The following is a 20,442-nucleotide window of genomic DNA, read 5'->3' as shown; positions in this document are numbered from 1 at the left end:
CTTACACATGGTTTTTCGGATCTGCTGCATCTGCAAAAGAATTACCAATAATATAGAATGCTATCGTGATGACACTTAACACAATACTTGGGAAAATCAGCTGATAACGTAAATCTGGTGACATCATGAGTACACGCCCTTCATTAATTAAATTTCCTAAGGACGGCTCGCTGATTGGTAGCCCTAAACCGATATATGTTAGAAATACTTCGGCTCCTATCGCAAAGGGAATAGCGAGGCTCATACGCAACATAATCACTGAAATTAAATAAGGTAATAAATTTTTTAAGATAATACGATAATCAGGAGTGCCTAAACATTTTGAGGCTAGGTTGTATTCACGGTCACGTAAAATAACAATTTGATTGCGAATAAATCTCGCCATTTCCACCCATCCCGTTATACACATAGCTATAATGATCGTCGAAATACTTGGGCGTAAAATATAAGACATTAAAATGAGCACAATGGTTGTGGGGATATTATCGACAACATTATATAGCTGCGTTATCGATGCTTCTAATTTTCGTGAAAAGCCCCACAGTGTACCGATTGTAATACCGACTACTGCCTCTACCAAGGCTACGACACAGCCAATAAAGAGAGATGTTCTTGTGCCCGCCCAAATACGAGACCATAAATCCTGACCAATGGAATTCGTGCCAAACCAAAACTCTGCATTGGGGGTAATATTGCGTGCCTGCATCCCTGTTTGTTCATCCAAGTAAATTTCAGTTGGTGATTTTTGCGCTGGTAAATAAGGCTGGAGAATGGTGAAGCTGACAATAATAAACACTCCCACTAATAAAAAAACGGCTAGTCTATTTTTTAAAAAGGATTGCCATGTAGACCGCCAATAAGAGTAATTGGAATAGCCAGTTTCCTCTGCCTGTCTTGCGTCAACTTCAGCAAATTCAAACAATGTTTGACGGGACTTATTCGAAATATTATTGATTTCATCTGTATACATACCCATTAGCGCACACCCCCTCCCTTGCCTAATTTAATGCGTGGATCGACAAGTGCCATGGCAATGTCCCCTAAAATAAGTCCGATGATGCCAAGAGAAGAGAATACTAGCACTAAGCCTTGCACAATCGTATTATCCTGACGCTGAATGGCATCCACGAGTAAGCCCCCCATCCCTGGAATGGAATAGAGCGATTCGATATAAATAGAGCCTGTAATCGTAAATAGAATGGTGGCAGGTAAGTATTGTGCCATTGGAATAAAGGCATTTCGCAGTACATGCTGGAACATCAATGTCCGCTCCTTCACACCCTTCGCCCTTGCTAGCTTAATATAGTCCTTGTTCAGTTCATCTACCATATATCGTCGCATCCACATCGCATAGGAGGCTGTCGGCGCCAACGCCATGGAGGTAAGTGGCAAAATCCAAGTAATCGGCCTGTACGCATCAAACAGCATCGGTAATTGAAAGAGTTCCGTAATATACATTTGAATGACTAAGTAGTAGACTGCTGCAGGGACAGCAACGACAAAGACGATATAGCCTGTCCCTAGCCGATCTAGCCAACGCCCCTTACGATAGGCCATCAAAATCCCTAACGGCACACCAATGAGTAGCGATAAAGCTACTGCCCCCAAACCAAAGAGCAGAGAATACATAATTTTATCCGCAATAATCGTCACAACCGGTACATCCGTACGATAAGTGACCGATTTGCCTAAATCCCCTTGCAACAAATTTTTATAAAAATTTCCTAGCTGAACAAGCAATGGATCACGTAAGCCAAGATTTGTTAAATAAACTTCTTGCTGAGCCGGTGACATTTTATCGGCTGCCGCTCCTAAATATCCTTCCTCCGGCATTAATCGTAATAATGAAAAGACGATCGTGATGATAATAAAAAGGGTGAACACGGATTGTAAGAGACGTTTTCCTATATACTGCAACATGGCGCTATCCTCCTTTATCCAAAAGACTAAAGGAGATGCCGACTATTCTTTCGGTATCTCCTTTTCCTCTACGAAGCCATACTACTTTTCAGCATTCGCTAACGCTTCCGCACGTTCTTGCTCCCACTGCGCGAGCGCCTTTTTAAATTCTTCATTACTCATTGGCTTCTCCAGCACTTGCTGTCCTTTAAATTTCTCTGCCGTTACACCGAATGGCGAATATTGCGCCTCAAATGGATTTAATTTAGACGCCACATAGCCACTCCCCCCTACTGAATAAGGGATCACAAAGGCTTCATCAATTAAAAAGGCCTCTGCCTTTGCAAATAGCTCATAGCGTTTTGCGGCATCAATCGTTTCTTTCGCTTGATCCACAAGGTTTTGGTACGTCGTTTTGCCATTTGCCTCTTTATAGCCTTCTGCTAATTCTGGTTTATTGTAAGTACCGTCCACTGTGAATGGATCTGTATACGTAGAGGGATCTGCAAAGTCAGGACCCCAGTTCGCTTCTAAAAGCGCAAACTTGCCAGGACGACGCACCTCTGATAAGAAGCCTGTCGATGGACCAGCCTCTACAATTATGTCGACATAATCTGTCCCTAGTAATTTTTCAATCTGCTGTTCCACTACTTGAGAACGATTGGCCCAATCTGGACTGCCTGCATTATAGGGCATTAATACTTTTACAGGGAACGTGGCTTTACCTGCTAATGCTGTTTTCGCTTTTTCTTTGTACTCTAGAGCGAGCTCTTTATTGAAGGAATCTTCATTGGAAATGGTCGTAAGTGGCGCTAATTGGGTATAATCCACCCCTTCCACATCGACAAAGTTTTTCGGTGTAATAGTATTGCTCAGCAAATCTGCTGGATTATAAGGCTCAACCGTCAGCATTGCGGACACCCGATCCAGTGCATGGAATAAGGATTTACGGAAATCTTTATTATTGACTGCAACCTTCCAGTTATCTGGCTCATATTGGGCGTCAAATTGTGGATTAAAGTTAAGTGCATAGAAGTAGGTATAGAAGTTATTTTGTGTTTGACGAACCTGGGATTTTTTCTTCTCGTCTTTAAACCATTCATCAATAATAGAGGTTGGAATACTAGCAGAATCAATTTCTCCACGTAAAAACAGCTCTGGTGCCACTGTTGCCGCTTCTTTATTGTATTTATAGCGAATGCGATCAATCAACACCTTGTCTTTATCCCAATACGACTCATTTTTCACAAGAACACGCTCATTTTGCGGTTCAAATTTATCTAAAAGATAAGCGCCATTATAAAGGAAATTTTCACGCGTCGTACCAAAATCCTTCCCTTTCTCGGCAATGAACTTGCCATTCACCGGGAAGAAACAAACATAGTTCAACATAGAAAGGAAATAGGGTGTCGGGGCTTCTAAAGTATATTCTACTGTATGTTCATCTAGCGCCTTTATGCCAACCTCCTTGAAATCAGCCAACTCGCCGTTATAGAAGGCCTCCCCATTTTTTACGACCGTCGCAATCCAAGACGTCGATGATTCATTTTTAGCATCAAGCACATAATGTAAGCCATCCACAAAGTCTTGTGCCACAACATCTGCATAGTCCTTCCCCTCATGTGTGACCCATTTAGCATCATCACGTAGCTTGAACGTCCAAACAGTAGCATCCTCATTAGCAGACCATTCCTTCGCCAATCCTGGCTGAACGACTCCATATTGATCGTATTCTATGAGTCCATCCACCATATTTGCGGCCACCGCAAATTCATTTGTTTCAGACGTCTTTAAATAATTTAACGTTTTAATTTCTCCCGAATACACAACACGATATTCCGATGCCTTTTCACTCGATGATTCATCATTGCAGGCTACACAAAACAATACGACCAGACATATGAACAGCAACCAAGACTTTCTCACAAGCATCCCCCTAATCATCTTTTTATAATGAAAATCCTATTGCAAGGACGGATGCACCTTCAATAGGATCTTTCAAACATAAGCTAGGTCCTTCTAAATCGACCCACTATCGATGAAATGCACAACGATTCCATGCTCGTTGTCACGGTAATGAGATAAATTTGTAGGTTCTATCAAATCAAACATATTGGACAGCGTGTCCCACTGCTTTTTGACTACATCTTTGAGTGGTGGCTTCGCTGGAATGAGCGATTTTGCCTTGTTGTGATCGGGGCAAGCGCTTTACTGAGCAAATTTTTCACTCGGGTGAGCGCCTCTCCTCTTTCTGAGCGAGCTCATCGCTTCGATGAGCGCTTTGTAAGGCTTTTCCTGGATGAGCACTCTATTCCTATTTTGGAACGAAGCTATCACTATTGATCATTCATTGATAAAGCAAGCTCAGTAGCATTATGTTAAAAATTGTAAAATACGAAGCACCTCATAAAAATCATCGGTGATAAACTCTACGGTATTATGTGGTTTGAATGTGGCATTTGGATAGAAAGAATTGCGATAAGCTCGTGTATGGTCTCGATAAATAATCTCCACCACAAAGCGTTCTGGTAACGCTACCTGCAAATCAGCACGTGGCACTTTCATTGCAGACTCTACCAGACGTTTGGTTTCCATAATGGTTAGCTGTGGGCTGACACTAATCGTTGCATTTCCGATGCCTTCCTTTGTGGCAAATGTAATCATATGTTCATTCAAGGCCTGTATTTCCTCTGTTAGCCCCACATCCCCACTAACGAAGGATACAGGAACATCATGTAAAGCCGCCGCATACGTATTGATTAAAAATTCGCTTGCATAATGACCATTAATTTTGACGTCGGCATATGTGCAAAGTGTATGGGCAAGTGGGTTGCGCTCACTTCCTCCTTTACTGTGATAGCCAATAAAAATGGCACGGTCAAAGCTTTGATCGAGACCTGCCACCATACACATTGGATCGTATGTCCAGCCACGGATGACTTTACAATTGATTGGTAAATTGGAAATGTCGAGATTGCGAGCAGAATCGTGGGCATCCTTTAATAAAATTTCTGTGGCGCCTCCTGCTATCGCTCCTTCAATGGCTGCTTCTACTTCTCGTGTCATTTGTCTTTGGAAAAACAGATAGTCCGGTGCGTTTAACTCGGTCTCACTCCATGATGTTGTACCTGTAATCCCTTCAATATCTGCGCTAATATAAACCTTCATAGAAATCGCAACTCCTTTACATTATGATTTTGTATTGTTGCGTGTACTGCTCCATAATGGGCTACCTGTGCTTGCACACGTCTTGCCCATGCCACATTGTGATAATCGTAATGCCACCATTCCTCTGCATAATTCGTGAATCCAGCAAGTGACAAGCAGTTGTACAGCAGACGCCGATGCTGACAGGCTAGCGGATTTTCCTTCAAGTGCTGTTCAAAATAACGTGTCGCAGATTTTTCATGCATTTCGTCAAAAGCTGTACCAAGATCCAACGCTTTACCGTGGACATCAGCCAGCGTGACATCAATTGCACCACCTGTTAAATGTGGGGCTAAATGGGCGGATTCTTCACTTGGCAAAGCTACATATTTTTTCGTAGCCTGCACAAGCTCCTGTGGTGTTGCCTGTGGCATTTGTTGCGCTAATTGCTTTGAAAAATGGGTAAACAAATATTGCTGTACTTGAAACGGACGATACCCATCATAAAGTAAGAGACTATATTCCTGTGGTAATAACGTTAACGCCTGCTGCAAACGCTTATAGACCCCTTCTCGCACATAAATAACTTGCAAACTATCAGGAATCTGTTGCTGATAGTAGATAGGCTCCATGAATAGTCTCGGATGTGTAGCTGTGACCCGGATAAGCGGCTCACCGTTTTCACGAACAAACGGAGATAGAGGTGGATTCCTATTTACAGCTGCCGCTATTGGTTGAAATAGGTTGATGATATTGGCACACCTCCTTAATTTTTAGATAATTCAGTTTTTTAAAATGAATGTTATCATATCTCTCTAGCATTGACTAGATAAAAAAGGAATAATTACAATATAATAGTTTTTCTCCTATAATGATTCATATTCCAGCAAAACACTGTCGAAAAATCACTTTTGTCCTCTAGTTAAGGATTTTATTCATCACATTGCTCGCTCATGCTAACGAAGTACAAAAAAAGCTATCGAAACATGGATGATGTCTCAATAGCTTTAATCGTTATGCCTTATGAAAAGCGTAAGCTTCCACTGTATGGCCATTGCGTCCCGTTGTAGTCTGGGCCTGAGATAATGAATTAAGTATCGCTTCCTCTGTCGCTTCAGCTGCGGCGACAAACAACTGATTCATGACGGGATGATCCTCACGTAGCTGTGTTCTTGTTTCCATCAGCTGATCTGTCGTATGAGGAATACTGTGTGCCGTTGTAAAACCAATGACTACGTCTCCACTACCATGTGAAAAGTGACTACCTGTCCGACCGAGACCGATACCACAGCGTTTAATGACACGCAGCAATTGGCGGCTACTCAACGGGGCATCCGTTGCAAGAATAATAAGTATTGAACCATCTGTAGGAGATAATGTTGATTGGCTTTGCCTATTGGAAGCGTTGTAACGCTCGGCTAAAAAATCAGTGCTTTGACCAAAATTACTGAGAACTAGACAACCTACTGTATAGCTAATTTCCTGTTGTTCAACTTTAACAAGGCGAGAAGACGAACCAATCCCCCCTTTATAGCCAAAACACATCATACCTTTCCCTGCTCCAACGGCTCCTTCCTGTACTATATCCGTAGAGGCTTGACGAATGGCTACTATTGCATGTTCTGGTGTCACGGGACACGCTCGAATCGAATTTAAATAACTATCATTACATTCGCCTACAACAAGATTAATCGTTCCTGTTATGAGCCCAATATCTTCATTCAAGTCCAACATATAGCTTAGTGTTCCTTGTGTAACGGCTGGCACGCCAAAGGTATTCGTTAACATAATAGGTGATTCGATCACACCAAGCTCATTGACTTGCACAAGTCCCGTTGTTTTTCCGAAACCATTTAACACATAGCTTGCCGCCGTTACCTTTTGCTGAAATAAATTACCACCATGCGGTAAAATGGCTGTGACTCCTGTACACGCATAAGCACCGTCCTGATCTAATGGCTCATCCAATGTGACATGTCCCACCTGAACTCCCGCTACATCGGTCATACAGTTTTTTGGTCCAACTGGTAACTTGCCAATCTTGATGCCCATTTGTCGTACCTTGCCTGGCATATTACAACTCCTCCTGAATCGCCATGGACACCGCAGTGTGTGCATGAATGGCTGCTGTATCAAACACTGGCACACTAATATCCTCCTGCTGAATCAATAAACCAATCTCCGTACAGCCTAAAATCACTCCTTGTGCCCCCGCTTGCACAAGCTCCTCAACAACTTGGATATAGTACGTTTTGGCGTCTTGCTTAATGATACCTAAACACAGTTCTTCATAAATAATGCGATTTACTTCCATTCGTTCGTGGCTGTCTGGCACAATAACCTCAATACCGAAACCCTCCACTCTTGCTTTATAAAACGCCTGCTCCATCGTATACTTCGTGCCAAGAAGGGCTATTTTCTGTAGACCTGCTTCTTTAATTTGTCTAGCTGTTGCATCCGCAATATGTAAAATCGGGATGGTAATCGCTGCCTCTATAATATCAATGACCTTATGCATCGTATTCGTACAAATAATAACGAAATCTGCACCTGCACGCTCAAGTGATTGCGCTGCTTGTGCCAGAACATTCCCCGCTTTGTCCCACTCTCCTTTCGCTTGAAAATGCTCAATTTGTTGGAAATCCACACTATATAAAATACATTTGGCAGAATGTAAGCCTCCTAGTCGCTGTTTGACCTGCTCATTCATGAGCCTGTAATAGGCAGCGGAGGATTCCCAGCTCATCCCACCAATTAAGCCGATTGTTTTCATCAACATCACACTCCTTTTCTATTATTATACGCATAACTCGCAATAAAATAAGAGAATTTTCCAAATTCAATGCTTTATCTCCCTATCGAATATGACAGAAAAATAGTATTTAAAGCAACTCTATCCATTTAAATATTTTAAAACCACAAAATATTATGATTATTTCCATTATTTTAGAAATGTTGATTTATTATAAAAAAACAGTGTAGACTAAAGCGTATTGTGAAAGGAGGACAACTTATGGAATGGATTTCAAGTATTGTAAATAGTGGAAATAATGTTTTATGGACATATATCCTAATTATCTTACTGATCGTAGCAGGACTATATTTTTCATTTGGTACGAAGTTTGTACAAATTCGTCTGTTTCCTGAAATGTTTCGTTTAATTGTAGAAAAAAGAGAGGGCGAATCAGGTGTATCACCGTTCCAAGCTTTTACTATTAGTGCTGCTTCACGTGTCGGCACAGGGAATATTACAGGTGTTGCCTTAGCCATTGGTGTAGGAGGACCAGGTGCTGTTTTTTGGATGTGGATCATCGCTATTTTAGGGATGGCTACTGCCTTTATTGAAAGTACCTTAGCACAGGTTTATAAAGTGAAGGATGGTAATACATTCCGGGGTGGACCTGCCTACTACATGGAAAAAGCGTTAGGTCAACGAAAGCTAGGAATTATTTTTAGTATTTTATTAACATTTAGCTTTGGGTTTATTTTTAATGCTGTACAGTCCAATACAATTGCCACGTCAGTTGGAGAAGCATTTGATATCAAACCAGCGATCATTGGGATAATACTTGTCGCCTTAACAGCCTTAATTATTTTTGGCGGTGTTCATAGAATTGTGAAGGTGACGCAAATTCTTGTACCTGTCATGGCGATTTTCTATTTACTTGTAGCCCTTTTCGTTGTAGTGACAAATTTCTCGGAAATCCCGCATGTTTTTAACTTAATTTTCACGCATGCATTTGGCCTACAGGAAGCTGCTGGTGGTGCAATTGGGGCGGCTATTATGCAAGGTGTCCGTCGTGGTTTATTTTCCAACGAGGCTGGTATGGGGAGTGTACCTAATGCGGCGGCAACTGCCAATACCTCACACCCTGCCAAACAAGGGCTGGTACAAAGCTTAGGTGTCTTTTTTGATACGATCATGATTTGTACAGCGACTGCCTTTATCATTATTTTAGCTGGCTTATATGATAAAGGCGAAAGTGACGGCATTATCTTGACGCAAAATTCTTTAGCTGTCCAAGTTGGGGACTGGGCTCCTTACTTTATTGCTATCGCCATCATCTTCTTTGCCTTCAGTTCGATCATTGGAAACTATTATTATGGTGAATCCAATATTGAGTTTATGGATGCGCATAAAGGTTGGATGTTTAGCTATCGTATATTAGTGTTAGCTATGGTCATGTTTGGCTCTGTAGCTCAGGTACAGCTTGTATGGAATTTAGCTGACCTATTTATGGGTCTAATGGCGCTCATCAATATAGCCATTATTATTATTCTCGGTAAAATTGCCTTCCTTGTATTAGACGACTTTACACAGCAACGTAAAGCTGGTAAAAATCCTGTCTTTTATGCAAAATCAATTCCAACCTTAAAAAATACAGACTGTTGGGAAGAAGATCGATAAACAGCTAACGCCACTCCTTTTGATAGGAGTGGCGTTTCATAGTGTTGAAAAACAAAACCATCCATAGAATTTATGTGAAAGGTGAAAAAGGATTTCCGTTGCAGGCTACTTGCTTTCCTGTGGGCGAGCGCCGAGCCGCTTCCTCCGCTACCGCTCCGTGCAGGGGCTCGCCTGTCTCGCTATTCCCACGGGAGTCAAGTAGCCTTCCACTCCAATCCATAAAATAAAAATGTTCACTTTTTAGCAAAAAAGTGAACATACTCACTACTCTTTTATGGAGGAGTGTTGTCACACATCACTTCTCCACATTGAAAGTAAGAAGCTATCCTCTCTTATACTATAAATAATGGGCTATTTTGTTCAGGAAAAGACACTTTGGCAGAATGGTTGATTGGAGTGGAGCCAGTGTCACTCCTAGGGGATTTAGCGTCACAGAGGAGACCCTGGAGCGAACGCAGTGAGTGAAGCGGCTCATCGGACGCCCCCTGGAAAGGACGCTGGCGGAACGGAAATCAACCCCTCGCCTTACAAAATTGCTTATTATGCCGTTGACATTACCTTTTTTCAACAACATGAAACGCCACTCCTTTTGATAGGAGTGGCGTTTGTGCTTTAATATTTAAATTGACTAATCAGTTGCTTTAATTCATCCGCCATATGTGCGAGTGCTTGTGCCGAGGCATTGATTTCTTCCATTGAGGCTAATTGTTCCTCTGTTGATGCCGCTACATCCTCGGATGCAGAAGCATTGCCTTTTGCAGAGAATGCCAAATCTTCTGTTACGGCTGCCACCTCTTGAACACCTGCTGACATTTGCTCAGAGGCTGAAGAGACTTCCTCCATTTTAGGTGTAATTTCATTCATGCTTGCCATGATGACTTGGAATTTTGCAATGGCTTCATCCGAAATATGCAGACCACTTTGCACATCCTCCGTTACCTTCGCCATAATACTGACAGATTGCTCCGTCTCTTGCTGAATACCTCGAATAAGCTCAAATATTTGTTTGGCCGATTCTTGTGATTGTTCTGCTAGCTTGCGAACCTCATCTGCCACAACGGCAAAGCCTTTCCCATGCTCACCTGCTCTTGCCGCCTCAATAGCTGCATTTAATGCAAGTAAGTTCGTTTGATCGGCAATGCTCGTAATGACATCTAAGATGGACGTAATTTGCTGAGATCGTTCATGCAAGGTTTGGATTTTCGCATTGGAATCTGCTACAGATAAATGAATGGATTGCATTTGATCCTTCGTATTCTGCACAGCTTGTCCACCCTCATCTGCTTGTGATGTTGCATGCTGCGAAAGGTCTGTCACAGCAGAGGATATTTCGGCAATATGCAAAATAGCTGTTGAAAGCTCATGCAGTGATTCTGCATTTTTATTGGCACTGATCGTTTGCGAATCAGCACTTGAGGCAACATCCTGAATAGAAATCGCCACTTTTTCCGTTGCAATGCTTGTTTGATTCGCGTTGGCTGTTAGCTCCTCTGCTGACGAAGCCACTTCCTCTGCATTTTGCTCAATTTTTTGAATAAGTGTCCGTAAGCTTTCTTGCATATCATTAAAGGCTTGTCCTAATTGACCAATCTCATCCTTCGACGTAACCGTCACCGTTTCTGTCAAATCGCCTTTACTGATCGTCACAGCACTATCCTTTAAAGCTTTAATTGGCTTTAACACAGCCCTCATAACAAAATAAAAGACAATCGTACTAATAACAATAGCCGCAATCAGCACTAAAATCGTATGGTATAAAATTTTAGATGCCGATTCATCAATTTCTTTGGCAAAAATGGTCCCTGTGATTTTCCAATCAGTCAGTTCATTTGTTGTATAGAACAGGATTCGGTTATCACCGTCAAAGACATATTTATAGGTACCAGAAGGATTTTCGTACATTTGATCGAGGAAGCTTTCTTTTAGTTTTCCTCCAGCTTCAAGCGTAGGGTGTGAGATAACCATATTTTCTTCACCAAAAATAGAAGGATAACCATTTTTCCCGATTCGAATGGAATCTGCAATTTTTTGAAGGTCTGTCAGTTTAATATCAATAGCCACAACCCCAGCATGATCCTTAATCTGTTTGGCAACCGTCACAACCATATCGCCAGTTCCTGCATCTTTATAAGGATTTGTGATTAACGTTTCTCCTTTGAGGGCTGTTGCCTCTTTATACCAATCTCGATCTAGTGGATTATAGTCTGCATCATTTAATTTTGGCTCTTGTGTAAAGGAGCCATCGTTCATGCCAATATAAATACTTAGCACATCTGGATTTAGCTCTACATACTGATGCAAATTCGTCTCAATAGAGGCTTGGGATTGCTGATATTTTCCTGCATCTAATTCACTGCTAAATACATTGATATCATCCATTTTTTCGCTAATGGTTTTATCAATAAGCTTATTTAAAATGCCCACACTTTCATTGGCACTAAATAATATTTCTTCTTCTATTGAGTCTTTTGCAGATAAATAAGATAAACTCCCAACAGAAATGACAGGAATTAGTAATACTAGCGCAAATAAAGTATAAAGCTTGCCCTTAAAACTGCTAAATAGTTTCTTCATATATCAATCTCCTTTTGATTCTTGTCGTGAAAAAATAGCAAGCTATTTTCCACAGTATTTCCCTCTCTTTATCTGCTTCACATTTCTCCCAAAGCTTTTATCGGATGAAATATTATTTTTCAAACATATTTTTGAATTTCTTATTATTCAGGCTTTGCAGACAACTAGAAAACCCCTGTAAATATACAGAGGTAGTGTTTCCTTAGTATTTAAATGACTGTATAGACTCTTGCAAATCTATCGCCATTTTCGCTAGATGTGTAGAGGAGGCTGCTACCTCCTCCATTGCTGCATTTTGTTCTTCTGAAGAGGCTGCAACACTTTGTACATGGCGACTCGATTTCATTGAGACTTCACTAATATAATCAATTTCTTTGACTAACTTTTCTACATCCTGATGAATAGTCCGAATGGCTGTTGTCACTATCTCAGTTTGTGCTTGTACATCATTAATGGCATCATCAATCTGTATAAAATTATCTCTTGCCACATTGACCTTTTCACGTCCTACATGGACCGAATCATTGCTATTGACCATATCCTCTTCAATGACTCTCGTGCTATCGGTAATTTGTGCCACTACTTTTTCAATGTCCCCTGCTGCAAGATTGGACTCATCTGCTAGCTTACGTACTTCCTCTGCAACAACCGCAAAGCCTTTGCCATGTTCGCCGCTTCTTGCCGCTTCAATCGAGGCATTGATTGCCAGTAAATTGGTTTGTGTCGCAATACTTTTAATGACATTCACGGCTTTTACAATCGCCGCTGTATTGTCATCTAAATCTTGCACACGGGTATTTAACTCGCTTGTATTGGCAGAAATTTCATTCATTTGTTCCGTCACATCATGCACAGAAGAACGCCCTATACTCGCCATATTTTTCGTTTCGACGGTTGCATGATTCACGTTATGGATACTTGTAGAAATATCATTCATTTTCTTTAAAATATGAGCTGATAAATTCCGTACATCGCTTGTTAAAGTGTCCTGCTGGTCAATTCCTTGTGCAATATCGTGAATAGATTCCGTCACCACTTCTGTCGCCTGTGTAACCTCCATGCTACTAGCCGTCAGTTGTTCTGATGTGGCTGCAACTTGTTCGGAGGAGTTGCCTACTTGTTTCATCATCAGTCGAAGCTTTTGTGACATACTATTAAAGGACTCGGCCAAATGGGCGAATTCATCCTTGGTTTTAAATTGTAAATGCGTGTGCAAATTCCCTTCAGAGAATTTATCCATTTCTATTACTGTTTGCTGAATGTTTTTAGCGATTCGTCTCCCAAATACTGTGGCAATGATGATACTAACAATCAAAGAAATAACGGCTAGTATTGTAATTTCTACCCCGCTTCTTTCCCCTTCTTGCTTGGTTGCTTCAATATGAGCTTGCATCTCTTCCTGTTGAGCCGTTGCCATCGTCTTGCCAAAGACAACTAACTTCAGAGAACCTTCACCTAAAATTGGCAATGCTTGCTGTTGGGCTTGTTGATGATCTCCTCGTTGATAAAGTGGCACTATCTGCCCATCTATCGCCTTTTCCCAATCGGCTAGTTGCTGTAAAAACTGCTCAAACTCTTCATTGCTATCGCCTTTTTCTTGGAGACGATTAATCGACATATGTAAGGTCTCGCGGATTTCATGGTGGTTGTTAAGCATTTCTTCCTTGCCATATAATATATACCCACGAATAGCTGCATTTGCTCGAACTGTTTGGAACGAGATATCTTGATATAAATGAATAAATTCTGTCTTGTCTTCAATTTCTGCTAGAGTCTGATTATTATGATTCAAGTAGTATAATGCAATACCTGAAATAAGCAGTAGGAAGACGAGTACAATGCCAAAAGCAATTTGTAGTTTTCGTTCCACAGTTAGTCTCATATGATTCCCTCAATTCTACTATAATCATATTGAGTATAGCCTACCTAAACCTATTAACCTATATAATATGTATCTATCCTCATAAATTATCACTAAAATTTAACAAAAATAAGAACTCCACGCTCAATCTATTGACAATAATATCCACTATATCGCTAGTTTAAATAGGTAGAAAGCATTTGGAAACCGTAGAGGTAAACCCAAAAGAGAGGGAGCAACAGAACTATTTTAAGAAAAAGCCCTCTTTTTTCAACATATTCTCGAATACCTGAAGTAAGCATAATAGCACTTAGTAACAATAAGCTATGCTGAGCCCCATAGATCTGCAAAGAAAATGTAATAACGAATGGCAAGGCGGCTGGAAAAATAAAATCTGCTAACGGTCTCTTGCTCTTCGCTTTGTTTAAATATATGGGAGGAGCCGTTTCTTTTTCTATCGATTTAGCCCCTGTAAGTTTCTTTGCTAGCATAAAGGCTAGACTGAAAAATATAATTGTATACACAATAAATAATAGAAACGGCATTCTACTTTCTTCATTCAACAAATGAAAATAATCCACCATATCTTGTGCCTTTAGTTCATAATACTGCATCGTTTTCTGATCCATTAGGAATAATCGTTCATCCTTGCTAATCACCTTCACGGCCATTTCCTTGCCATTATAAAGACGTATATATAAGTCGCTTACCGTAGTAGCATTAGCTGGTCGACTAACCGGATTTTTTGGGGACTGTAATGCTTGTTGGAGATGTTCCTTGTCTTTCACCTCATAACGGTTGATGTAGAACACTTGCTTTAATGGATACAAATATTGCTCCTTGCTATCACTTCCAGACAAATACCAAGCCTCTTGAATTGTTTGAAATTCACTATGATGCAGGGATACTAGCTCCTCTCGCTGCCTTTCATTGTAACTGAAAAGTAGAAGTGTACTTATACTAAGAATAATGCCTAGTAACAGTGTATAAATATGGCCTCCCTTGTGCATCCCTACGCCTCCTTTACAGACTTTTATATATAGTAATTATTGTAATATACGGTTTACACTCCCAATAAGTTTCATCTATACTAATAATAGAGGTGAAGCAAATATGAGTAAACCAGCATTATACGTACATTTAGTCATTGGACCTGATTGTGATTTCGAATCCATGGCCATCAGAGCGGCACTAGAATCCTTTGATGCACGGGTGACAATTCATTTAATCGGAAGACCAAATGATTTGATTGATGTCTTGTCTGGAGAGGATCTGCCAAGCAAAATGGACTATCTTATTTTAAACTTCCACGGTAATGAGGGACGCTTTTGTTTACCCGAGTTAGGCGAAGATGTATATGAAGACAATGAACCTAAAAGTATCTACTTTGAACGACAGGATGTCCTATCCTATTGTCAGCTACAGGATGTCAAGGTGATAGCAGCTGGCTGTACATTAGGCTGGCAACAGCTAGCGACAGCCTTTTTAGAAAGTGGCTGTCACTCCTATTTAGCACCCGATGATTATATAGAAGGTAACGCAAATCTCATGTTTCTTATTCGCTTTTTCTATGAGATCATCACGAATCAAAGAAATCAGCAGGAAGCATTCGAACTCGCCCAAGCTATTGATGCAGAAACGACCATGTACAAGCTATATTTAACATAAAAAGATCGTAGCACATGTTATTGGCTACGATCTTTCTTTAGTTAACGTTGCTGTTTATCTAGCATGGATTCTGTAAAAGCCTGTGACTGTCCTTTTGGAATACTAAGCGTTTGCCAAGCAGAGCCCTTAACTTGTTTCGCAATATAAATAATTTGACCGACATGCTGTGCATAATGCGCCATCTGTCTTTCAATGGCATCAATGACTGCTAGCTGCTCTCCTCTAATTGTGACATATCGCTGCAAATCAGATTCTGTTAAACTCGCTAAGGCGTCTAAAAACACTTGCCAACCCTTTTCCCAAGCTACGAGCATGGCCTCTTTCGTGTGAAGACTATCCATAAACTCATCATCTCGATTACGCGTAGACTTCTCACCATCCGTCGTTAAAAAATCTGTCCAGCGTGAAATCATATTGCCACTAACATGCTTCACAATAACTGCGATACTATTGGATTCCTCATTATACGCCCAATGTAACTGTGCCTCTTCTAATTGGGCAAGCGCCTTATCCCCTTGCTCTTTCACATTGTTAAATCTTTTTTGAACAACTTGTAAATAAGTGTGTGCGATTGTCATGATTGTACCCATCCCCTCTTTTCTATCATTCTATAATAGTTCAAAGGGATTGTCTCATCTGTGCTTTACTAATCGCCAAGAATAAACGCTCTTACAATGGTCGCCATTTTTTCTTGGACTTCTTGTGGGTCGCCATCTAATTGATAACCAATATGATAGACATAGCCGTTATAGTACGTATAAAATTCATTGGCATTTGTAGTCATTTGAAAGATCCGCTTATCTGTTTCATCGTAATTATAGTAAATGTAAACAAAACCTCGATCTGGTGTCATCTCCCGATAATATAAAGGATTCATAAAATTTAAACCTACATTTGAAACTTTAATCTCTAAAGTTTCCTCAATATCTTTCGATTTAATATATGTTGATAAGGGATTACGATCTACATTTGTCACTGAGAAATTAATGTATTGTAGATCCCTGCCAGTGGAGGATTTTTCTTTATAGCTAAATTGAAATTGCGTTTGTTGACTGCCATCATCCATTTTGGATGATACCGCATAGACCTCCTGAATATTTGGTTGAAATGGCAACTCTTCCGGTGTAGTAAGATGAACGACATTGCCCAGTGAGGTTGCTACTGATTGCATAGCCACGAAACCCTGAAGTGGTGCATAATATTTGATATTTTTTGCCTGACTTAAAAAATTGGCTAGCGGGAAAAACTGACTGTATGTTGTATCTGTTCCTTCCACTTCTGTTTGAAACAAATCCGTAAAAGGAGGTTTTTCTTCTTCATTCATTACCTGTGTCGTCAGTTGATTAGACGGTTTGGCTGCTTGCCAGGCAATGAAAAATAAAATAGAGCATGTCATCATGATGGTAACTGCACGATACGTCCACTTTGGTTTGGACGGATAAGGCTCTTGCTGAATTTGTTGGCGAACCTTATGTATGATTGCTTCTTTATGTGCTGAAACATCTTGTAACGCCTGCATTGTATGCTTATCCATGGAAAAGTACCTCCCATTCAATAGCTCCGTGTGTATAGCCATTAGCTGCTCTAATTTTTCGTTATTTGACATGTAATTTCCCTCCTTCCACACTATAAACGATTCCCAACCAGAAAAAGATTATTTTTCCAGCTTAAAATGACATAAAAAAACCGCCTCTAAAATTCGAGACGGTTTATTGCTTCTTTATAAATTTTCATCAATATATGTTTCGATATCGGAAGCTATCGTATCAATTGGTACATCTTCAATATTTTCAGCAAAGCCATTATACATTTTGACCATTACACCATCTTTGTCCACTAAGAAAAATTGATTGCCATGAATGACTTGGTCACTGTTAGGGTCGTTTTTCACTAATATCTTTGTATTTTTCACTGCAAACTGTTCAATATATTTTTGTGAATAGCCTGTCAGAAGATTCCACTTAGATTCATCTGGCACATTGTATTTACTGATATAATTAGCTAACACTTCTGGTTTATCAACGTCTGGATCTACTGAAAAGGCAACGATGTGATAATCCTCTACTCCTTTTTTCTGGAGCTTTTCCTGCACTTGTGCCATGTTCAATGACATCGGCGGGCAAATCGATATACAGTTCGTGAAAATATACATACCGATCCAAGGCTTACCTTTTAAACTTTCGAGCGAAACGGTTTCACCACGTTGATTAATATGTTCAAAATCGGGTATTTCGAGGCTGTAGTCTGCTTTAAATTTTGAATTTCCACATGCGCCAAGCACAGATGCACAGGCTAAAAGTAGAACTAGCCCTATTAACTTACGTTTCATGTCAACACTCTCCCTAACCTACACTACCCTCATCCTACCGTAGGTTGTAAACGTTGACAAGAACTTCTACGTGACAGCTTTCGTACATCTTTGTGAAATAAATTTCATTTTAACGAAACGAGCGCCGCATGAATCGCATCGAGCTTTACTTCCACACGGTGCAATAAATAAAATGACACTAAAATCGGAAAACCGATATCGGATATCATGTTCAGCCACGGTTCCATTTGTCTCCCCCTCTCTCCTACAGTAAAACAGGTCTTTGCGGTTTCATTGCAAAGACCAGTTTTGAATTATTCTGTTGCTACATCAAATTCTGTTACTTGGCGATCTACCATGCGTGCACCCTTGATGGAAGATAAAGCACCAGTCTGTCCAGCAAAGACATTTTTACCTATGATCGATGTCATAGCCTGCTGTATTTCAGCCGCTGTGATATGCGGCTTTGGTGCATCAATTGTAAGTGTTGTCGTTTTCCCATCAGTCGTTGCAAAGAGTAACTCTAAAACTTGTGTCATGTTTGATTCCTCCTTAAGATAACTCGTTTGTTTCTTGCTTGACAATACTAGCCAATGTCTGTGATGAAAGACTAGCAATGACATGTGCAACCGCTACTAAGTCGCCCTCATTATGCGAGGGGCTAATATTTCGATATGATTTTGTGATGAATATTGGTTCATTTTGTTCATCATAGCCCGTCACATACTTAAGACGCAGTGTTGCATTTAAAAAGTGAACGTCTACCATCGAGTCTCACCTCCCTTCTGCACACTATATAATGGCGAATTGCTAAAAAAGGGACATTATAGGATGAATTTTTTTTCGGAAGCTCTTATAATAGAATGAGAGAAGGCAAAGAGGTGAACGATTTGTTACAAGGTTGGTTTTTATGGTTTATTTTATTTTGGGTTGTCGTCCTCATTTCATTGATGGCTATTGGCGGATTCTTCATGTTCCGAAAATTTTTAAAGGCACTCCCTAAACAAGATGGAAAATCAGATTTAGATTGGCAAGAATATTATTTAGATAGAACGATTCACTTATGGGGACAAGCTGAAAAAGACTTACTCTATGAGCTAGTAAGCCCTGTACCTGAGCTCTTTAGACAAGTAGCAAAGGAAAAAATTGCAGGAAAAATTGGCGAGCTCGCATTAGAAGAAAAAGCTGCTGCCATCAATAATGACCTTATTATTCGTGGATATATCCAGGCCACACCAAAACGCGATCACAAATTTTTACGCAAAAAATTAGAACAAATGCACATTGACATCGCCCCCTACGAACATTTATTTGATTAAAAAAACGCTGCACGAAGCTATGTGCAGCGTTTTTTCTTATTTATAATGTGGGTGTTCGTGGCTATCCGCTGCTTTTCTGGTTCTATCCTCTTCTTTCGCAAAGCTATCCTTCGCTTTCCTCATCCTATCCGCTACTTTTGCTATTTTATCCACCACTTCTGAGCTTCTATCCACGCTTCAAAATTCTATCCTCTTCTTTCGCAAAGCTATCCTTCGCTTTCCTCATTCTATCCGCTACTTTTGCTGTTTTATCCACCACTTCTGAGCTTCTATCCACGCTTCAAAATTCTATCCTCTACTTTTAAGCTTCTATCCACACTTTTGCTGTTCAAGCACAAAAAAACTACACTAGCTTCTGCACTAGTGTAGTTTTGGGATTGTTTTTTTGACTCTTTTAAACTGGATCAGCATAGCGATTCGCCAAGGTAATAGCATGGCGAAGGCTAGTATCCAGAACATACCTGCTAATTCACCGACATCGATGGAACTACTTAAAATCATTTTCGCTACGACTCGGAATATTAACAGACCGAATAAAATAAAAACGAAGGCTTTGGAACGTTTTAAATAGATGTCTCGTCCCTTTACTTCAAATTTTGAAGTAGCAATTAAGATTGTCGAGAACAACATGCCCACCGCGGCTGCTTCTAAAATTTGCATGGCTGGCACGCGGAATTGCTCAAATAAAAACATGAGTGCACCAGAAGACATGGCAATTGGTGGGATAATAATTTTCTTCTCATTTGTCGGCTTTTTGGAAGCTCTCATTCGTATGATCATCACAAAGCCGCCCATAAGAATGGCCATGATAGTTGACCCTATAACATAATAGTGAGAAGGGATACTGCTCAACATAAAAATCCTCCTCTAATGTCTAATTAGCAATTTTGTCCAAGTAATTGATCGGCGACAGCCTTTAATCTTTCTGGCTCGAAAGGTTTTGTGATAAAATCCTTGGCGCCGCTTTCAATCGCTTCTACGATTAATTTTTGCTGACCTAATGCTGTCACCATAATAATTTTTGCATTTGGAAATTCTGGGACGATTTTTTTTACTGCCGCAATACCGGTCATAACGGGCATCGTTACATCCATTGTGACTAAATCTGGTTGTAAATCACGATACATCGCCACAGCTTCTTTGCCATTTGCTGCTTTACCGACTACCTCATAACCCCATTCTGAAAACATATTACTGATTGCAACACGCATGAATAGCGTATCATCCACTACTAAAACTGTAGGCACATGTTCATCTC

At 40.4% G+C, this 20,442-nt stretch carries 21 protein-coding genes; 3 read left to right on the top strand and 18 right to left on the bottom strand.

Annotation, left to right across the window (positions count from 1 at the left end):
- Position 1 precedes the first annotated feature (1 nt).
- The 7 genes from MHI04_RS08595 to MHI04_RS08565 all read right to left on the bottom strand — a co-directional run bounded on the left by MHI04_RS08595 (position 2) and on the right by MHI04_RS08565 (position 7,819).
- Positions 2 to 976, bottom strand: coding sequence for an ABC transporter permease (locus MHI04_RS08595; protein ID WP_089932473.1), 975 nt, complete (start codon positions 974 to 976; stop codon positions 2 to 4).
- Positions 976 to 1,920, bottom strand: coding sequence for an ABC transporter permease (locus MHI04_RS08590; RefSeq protein WP_089932476.1), 945 nt, complete (start codon positions 1,918 to 1,920; stop codon positions 976 to 978). Before MHI04_RS08590 ends, MHI04_RS08595 begins: the two co-directional genes overlap by 1 nt.
- 81 nt (positions 1,921 to 2,001) lie before the next feature.
- Positions 2,002 to 3,825, bottom strand: coding sequence for a peptide ABC transporter substrate-binding protein (locus MHI04_RS08585; protein ID WP_101966813.1), 1,824 nt, complete (start codon positions 3,823 to 3,825; stop codon positions 2,002 to 2,004).
- A gap of 447 nt (positions 3,826 to 4,272) precedes the next feature.
- Positions 4,273 to 5,067, bottom strand: coding sequence for a M55 family metallopeptidase (locus MHI04_RS08580; protein WP_058844953.1), 795 nt, complete (start codon positions 5,065 to 5,067; stop codon positions 4,273 to 4,275).
- On the bottom strand, positions 5,064 to 5,678 hold the full coding sequence (locus MHI04_RS08575; RefSeq protein ID WP_080717149.1) for a M15 family metallopeptidase: 615 nt from the start codon (positions 5,676 to 5,678) through the stop codon (positions 5,064 to 5,066). Before MHI04_RS08575 ends, MHI04_RS08580 begins: the two co-directional genes overlap by 4 nt.
- Positions 5,679 to 6,060: 382 nt before the next feature.
- On the bottom strand, positions 6,061 to 7,119 hold the full coding sequence (locus tag MHI04_RS08570; RefSeq protein ID WP_342535521.1) for a P1 family peptidase: 1,059 nt from the start codon (positions 7,117 to 7,119) through the stop codon (positions 6,061 to 6,063).
- Position 7,120: 1 nt separating this feature from the next.
- Complete coding sequence (locus tag MHI04_RS08565; protein WP_342535520.1) at positions 7,121 to 7,819, bottom strand: aspartate/glutamate racemase family protein; 699 nt, start codon at positions 7,817 to 7,819, stop codon at positions 7,121 to 7,123.
- Between the two features lie 240 nt (positions 7,820 to 8,059).
- Here MHI04_RS08565 and MHI04_RS08560 point away from each other — a divergent pair, with 240 nt between their 5' ends.
- Positions 8,060 to 9,454 (top strand): alanine/glycine:cation symporter family protein, encoded by a 1,395-nt coding sequence (locus tag MHI04_RS08560; RefSeq protein ID WP_058844956.1) that lies wholly within the window; start codon positions 8,060 to 8,062, stop codon positions 9,452 to 9,454.
- A 612-nt stretch (positions 9,455 to 10,066) separates the two neighbouring features.
- On the opposite strand, the gene MHI04_RS08555 is transcribed toward MHI04_RS08560, so the two are convergent.
- The 3 genes from MHI04_RS08555 to MHI04_RS08545 form a co-directional block, all read right to left on the bottom strand.
- Positions 10,067 to 12,028 (bottom strand): methyl-accepting chemotaxis protein, encoded by a 1,962-nt coding sequence (locus MHI04_RS08555; protein WP_036129282.1) that lies wholly within the window; start codon positions 12,026 to 12,028, stop codon positions 10,067 to 10,069.
- Between the two features lie 202 nt (positions 12,029 to 12,230).
- Positions 12,231 to 13,910: a methyl-accepting chemotaxis protein gene (locus MHI04_RS08550; RefSeq protein WP_342535519.1), complete on the bottom strand. Its 1,680-nt coding sequence runs from the start codon at positions 13,908 to 13,910 to the stop codon at positions 12,231 to 12,233.
- A 155-nt stretch (positions 13,911 to 14,065) separates the two neighbouring features.
- Positions 14,066 to 14,899: a hypothetical protein gene (locus MHI04_RS08545; RefSeq protein ID WP_342535518.1), complete on the bottom strand. Its 834-nt coding sequence runs from the start codon at positions 14,897 to 14,899 to the stop codon at positions 14,066 to 14,068.
- A gap of 103 nt (positions 14,900 to 15,002) precedes the next feature.
- Between MHI04_RS08545 and MHI04_RS08540 the strand changes: the two genes are divergently transcribed.
- The gene (locus MHI04_RS08540; protein ID WP_036129275.1) at positions 15,003 to 15,557 is read left to right on the top strand and encodes a hypothetical protein; all 555 of its coding nucleotides are present in this window, start codon (positions 15,003 to 15,005) and stop codon (positions 15,555 to 15,557) included.
- A 41-nt stretch (positions 15,558 to 15,598) separates the two neighbouring features.
- Here MHI04_RS08540 and MHI04_RS08535 read toward each other — a convergent pair whose 3' ends face one another.
- The 6 genes from MHI04_RS08535 to MHI04_RS08510 form a co-directional block, all read right to left on the bottom strand.
- Complete coding sequence (locus MHI04_RS08535) at positions 15,599 to 16,135, bottom strand: DUF1572 family protein (protein WP_036129271.1); 537 nt, start codon at positions 16,133 to 16,135, stop codon at positions 15,599 to 15,601.
- Between the two features lie 68 nt (positions 16,136 to 16,203).
- Entirely contained in the window at positions 16,204 to 17,163 is a 960-nt protein-coding gene (locus MHI04_RS08530) for a hypothetical protein (protein ID WP_342535517.1), read from the bottom strand.
- A 114-nt stretch (positions 17,164 to 17,277) separates the two neighbouring features.
- Positions 17,278 to 17,886, bottom strand: coding sequence for an SCO family protein (locus tag MHI04_RS08525; RefSeq protein ID WP_036129262.1), 609 nt, complete (start codon positions 17,884 to 17,886; stop codon positions 17,278 to 17,280).
- 104 nt (positions 17,887 to 17,990) lie between these two features.
- On the bottom strand, positions 17,991 to 18,113 hold the full coding sequence (locus MHI04_RS08520; RefSeq protein WP_080717186.1) for a YvrJ family protein: 123 nt from the start codon (positions 18,111 to 18,113) through the stop codon (positions 17,991 to 17,993).
- A 66-nt stretch (positions 18,114 to 18,179) separates the two neighbouring features.
- A complete protein-coding gene (locus MHI04_RS08515) occupies positions 18,180 to 18,404 on the bottom strand; it encodes a DUF2922 domain-containing protein (protein WP_141903056.1) in 225 nt (74 codons plus the stop codon).
- 13 nt (positions 18,405 to 18,417) lie between these two features.
- Positions 18,418 to 18,633, bottom strand: a complete 216-nt coding sequence (locus MHI04_RS08510) for a DUF1659 domain-containing protein (protein WP_058844042.1) — start codon at positions 18,631 to 18,633, stop codon at positions 18,418 to 18,420.
- A 122-nt stretch (positions 18,634 to 18,755) separates the two neighbouring features.
- On the opposite strand from MHI04_RS08510, the gene MHI04_RS08505 reads away from it, so the two are divergent.
- Positions 18,756 to 19,184 carry a DUF2621 domain-containing protein gene (locus MHI04_RS08505; RefSeq protein ID WP_141903346.1) on the top strand — a complete coding sequence of 143 codons (429 nt, stop codon included), beginning with the start codon at positions 18,756 to 18,758 and terminating at the stop codon, positions 19,182 to 19,184.
- Between the two features lie 360 nt (positions 19,185 to 19,544).
- On the opposite strand, the gene MHI04_RS08500 is transcribed toward MHI04_RS08505, so the two are convergent.
- Together MHI04_RS08500 and MHI04_RS08495 are read right to left on the bottom strand one after the other, a co-directional pair.
- On the bottom strand, positions 19,545 to 20,039 hold the full coding sequence (locus MHI04_RS08500) for a cytochrome c biogenesis protein CcdC (protein ID WP_036129247.1): 495 nt from the start codon (positions 20,037 to 20,039) through the stop codon (positions 19,545 to 19,547).
- A gap of 23 nt (positions 20,040 to 20,062) precedes the next feature.
- Positions 20,063 to 20,431 carry a response regulator gene (locus MHI04_RS08495; RefSeq protein ID WP_036129242.1) on the bottom strand — a complete coding sequence of 123 codons (369 nt, stop codon included), beginning with the start codon at positions 20,429 to 20,431 and terminating at the stop codon, positions 20,063 to 20,065.
- Positions 20,432 to 20,442: the final 11 nt, after the last annotated feature.

Source organism: Lysinibacillus sp. FSL K6-1151 (genome assembly GCF_038630755.1).
Lineage (GTDB): Bacteria > Bacillota > Bacilli > Bacillales_A > Planococcaceae > Lysinibacillus > Lysinibacillus fusiformis_D.
The sequence above is the reverse complement of the archived record's forward strand: the minus strand, read 5'-3'. Positions and strand labels throughout refer to the sequence as shown.

Coding starts and splice junctions, on each gene's coding strand:
- MHI04_RS08515 (WP_141903056.1), bottom strand. CDS start 18,404: ATGACACAAGTTTTAGAGTTACTCTTTGCAACGACTGATGGGAAAACG.
- MHI04_RS08570 (WP_342535521.1), bottom strand. CDS start 7,119: ATGCCAGGCAAGGTACGACAAATGGGCATCAAGATTGGCAAGTTACCA.
- MHI04_RS08560 (WP_058844956.1), top strand. CDS start 8,060: ATGGAATGGATTTCAAGTATTGTAAATAGTGGAAATAATGTTTTATGG.
- MHI04_RS08535 (WP_036129271.1), bottom strand. CDS start 16,135: ATGACAATCGCACACACTTATTTACAAGTTGTTCAAAAAAGATTTAAC.
- MHI04_RS08595 (WP_089932473.1), bottom strand. CDS start 976: ATGGGTATGTATACAGATGAAATCAATAATATTTCGAATAAGTCCCGT.
- MHI04_RS08510 (WP_058844042.1), bottom strand. CDS start 18,633: ATGGTAGACGTTCACTTTTTAAATGCAACACTGCGTCTTAAGTATGTG.
- MHI04_RS08565 (WP_342535520.1), bottom strand. CDS start 7,819: ATGAAAACAATCGGCTTAATTGGTGGGATGAGCTGGGAATCCTCCGCT.
- MHI04_RS08550 (WP_342535519.1), bottom strand. CDS start 13,910: ATGAGACTAACTGTGGAACGAAAACTACAAATTGCTTTTGGCATTGTA.
- MHI04_RS08540 (WP_036129275.1), top strand. CDS start 15,003: ATGAGTAAACCAGCATTATACGTACATTTAGTCATTGGACCTGATTGT.
- MHI04_RS08575 (WP_080717149.1), bottom strand. CDS start 5,678: ATGGAGCCTATCTACTATCAGCAACAGATTCCTGATAGTTTGCAAGTT.
- MHI04_RS08545 (WP_342535518.1), bottom strand. CDS start 14,899: ATGCACAAGGGAGGCCATATTTATACACTGTTACTAGGCATTATTCTT.
- MHI04_RS08580 (WP_058844953.1), bottom strand. CDS start 5,067: ATGAAGGTTTATATTAGCGCAGATATTGAAGGGATTACAGGTACAACA.
- MHI04_RS08500 (WP_036129247.1), bottom strand. CDS start 20,039: ATGTTGAGCAGTATCCCTTCTCACTATTATGTTATAGGGTCAACTATC.
- MHI04_RS08520 (WP_080717186.1), bottom strand. CDS start 18,113: ATGGAACCGTGGCTGAACATGATATCCGATATCGGTTTTCCGATTTTA.
- MHI04_RS08530 (WP_342535517.1), bottom strand. CDS start 17,163: ATGTCAAATAACGAAAAATTAGAGCAGCTAATGGCTATACACACGGAG.
- MHI04_RS08590 (WP_089932476.1), bottom strand. CDS start 1,920: ATGTTGCAGTATATAGGAAAACGTCTCTTACAATCCGTGTTCACCCTT.
- MHI04_RS08525 (WP_036129262.1), bottom strand. CDS start 17,886: ATGAAACGTAAGTTAATAGGGCTAGTTCTACTTTTAGCCTGTGCATCT.
- MHI04_RS08555 (WP_036129282.1), bottom strand. CDS start 12,028: ATGAAGAAACTATTTAGCAGTTTTAAGGGCAAGCTTTATACTTTATTT.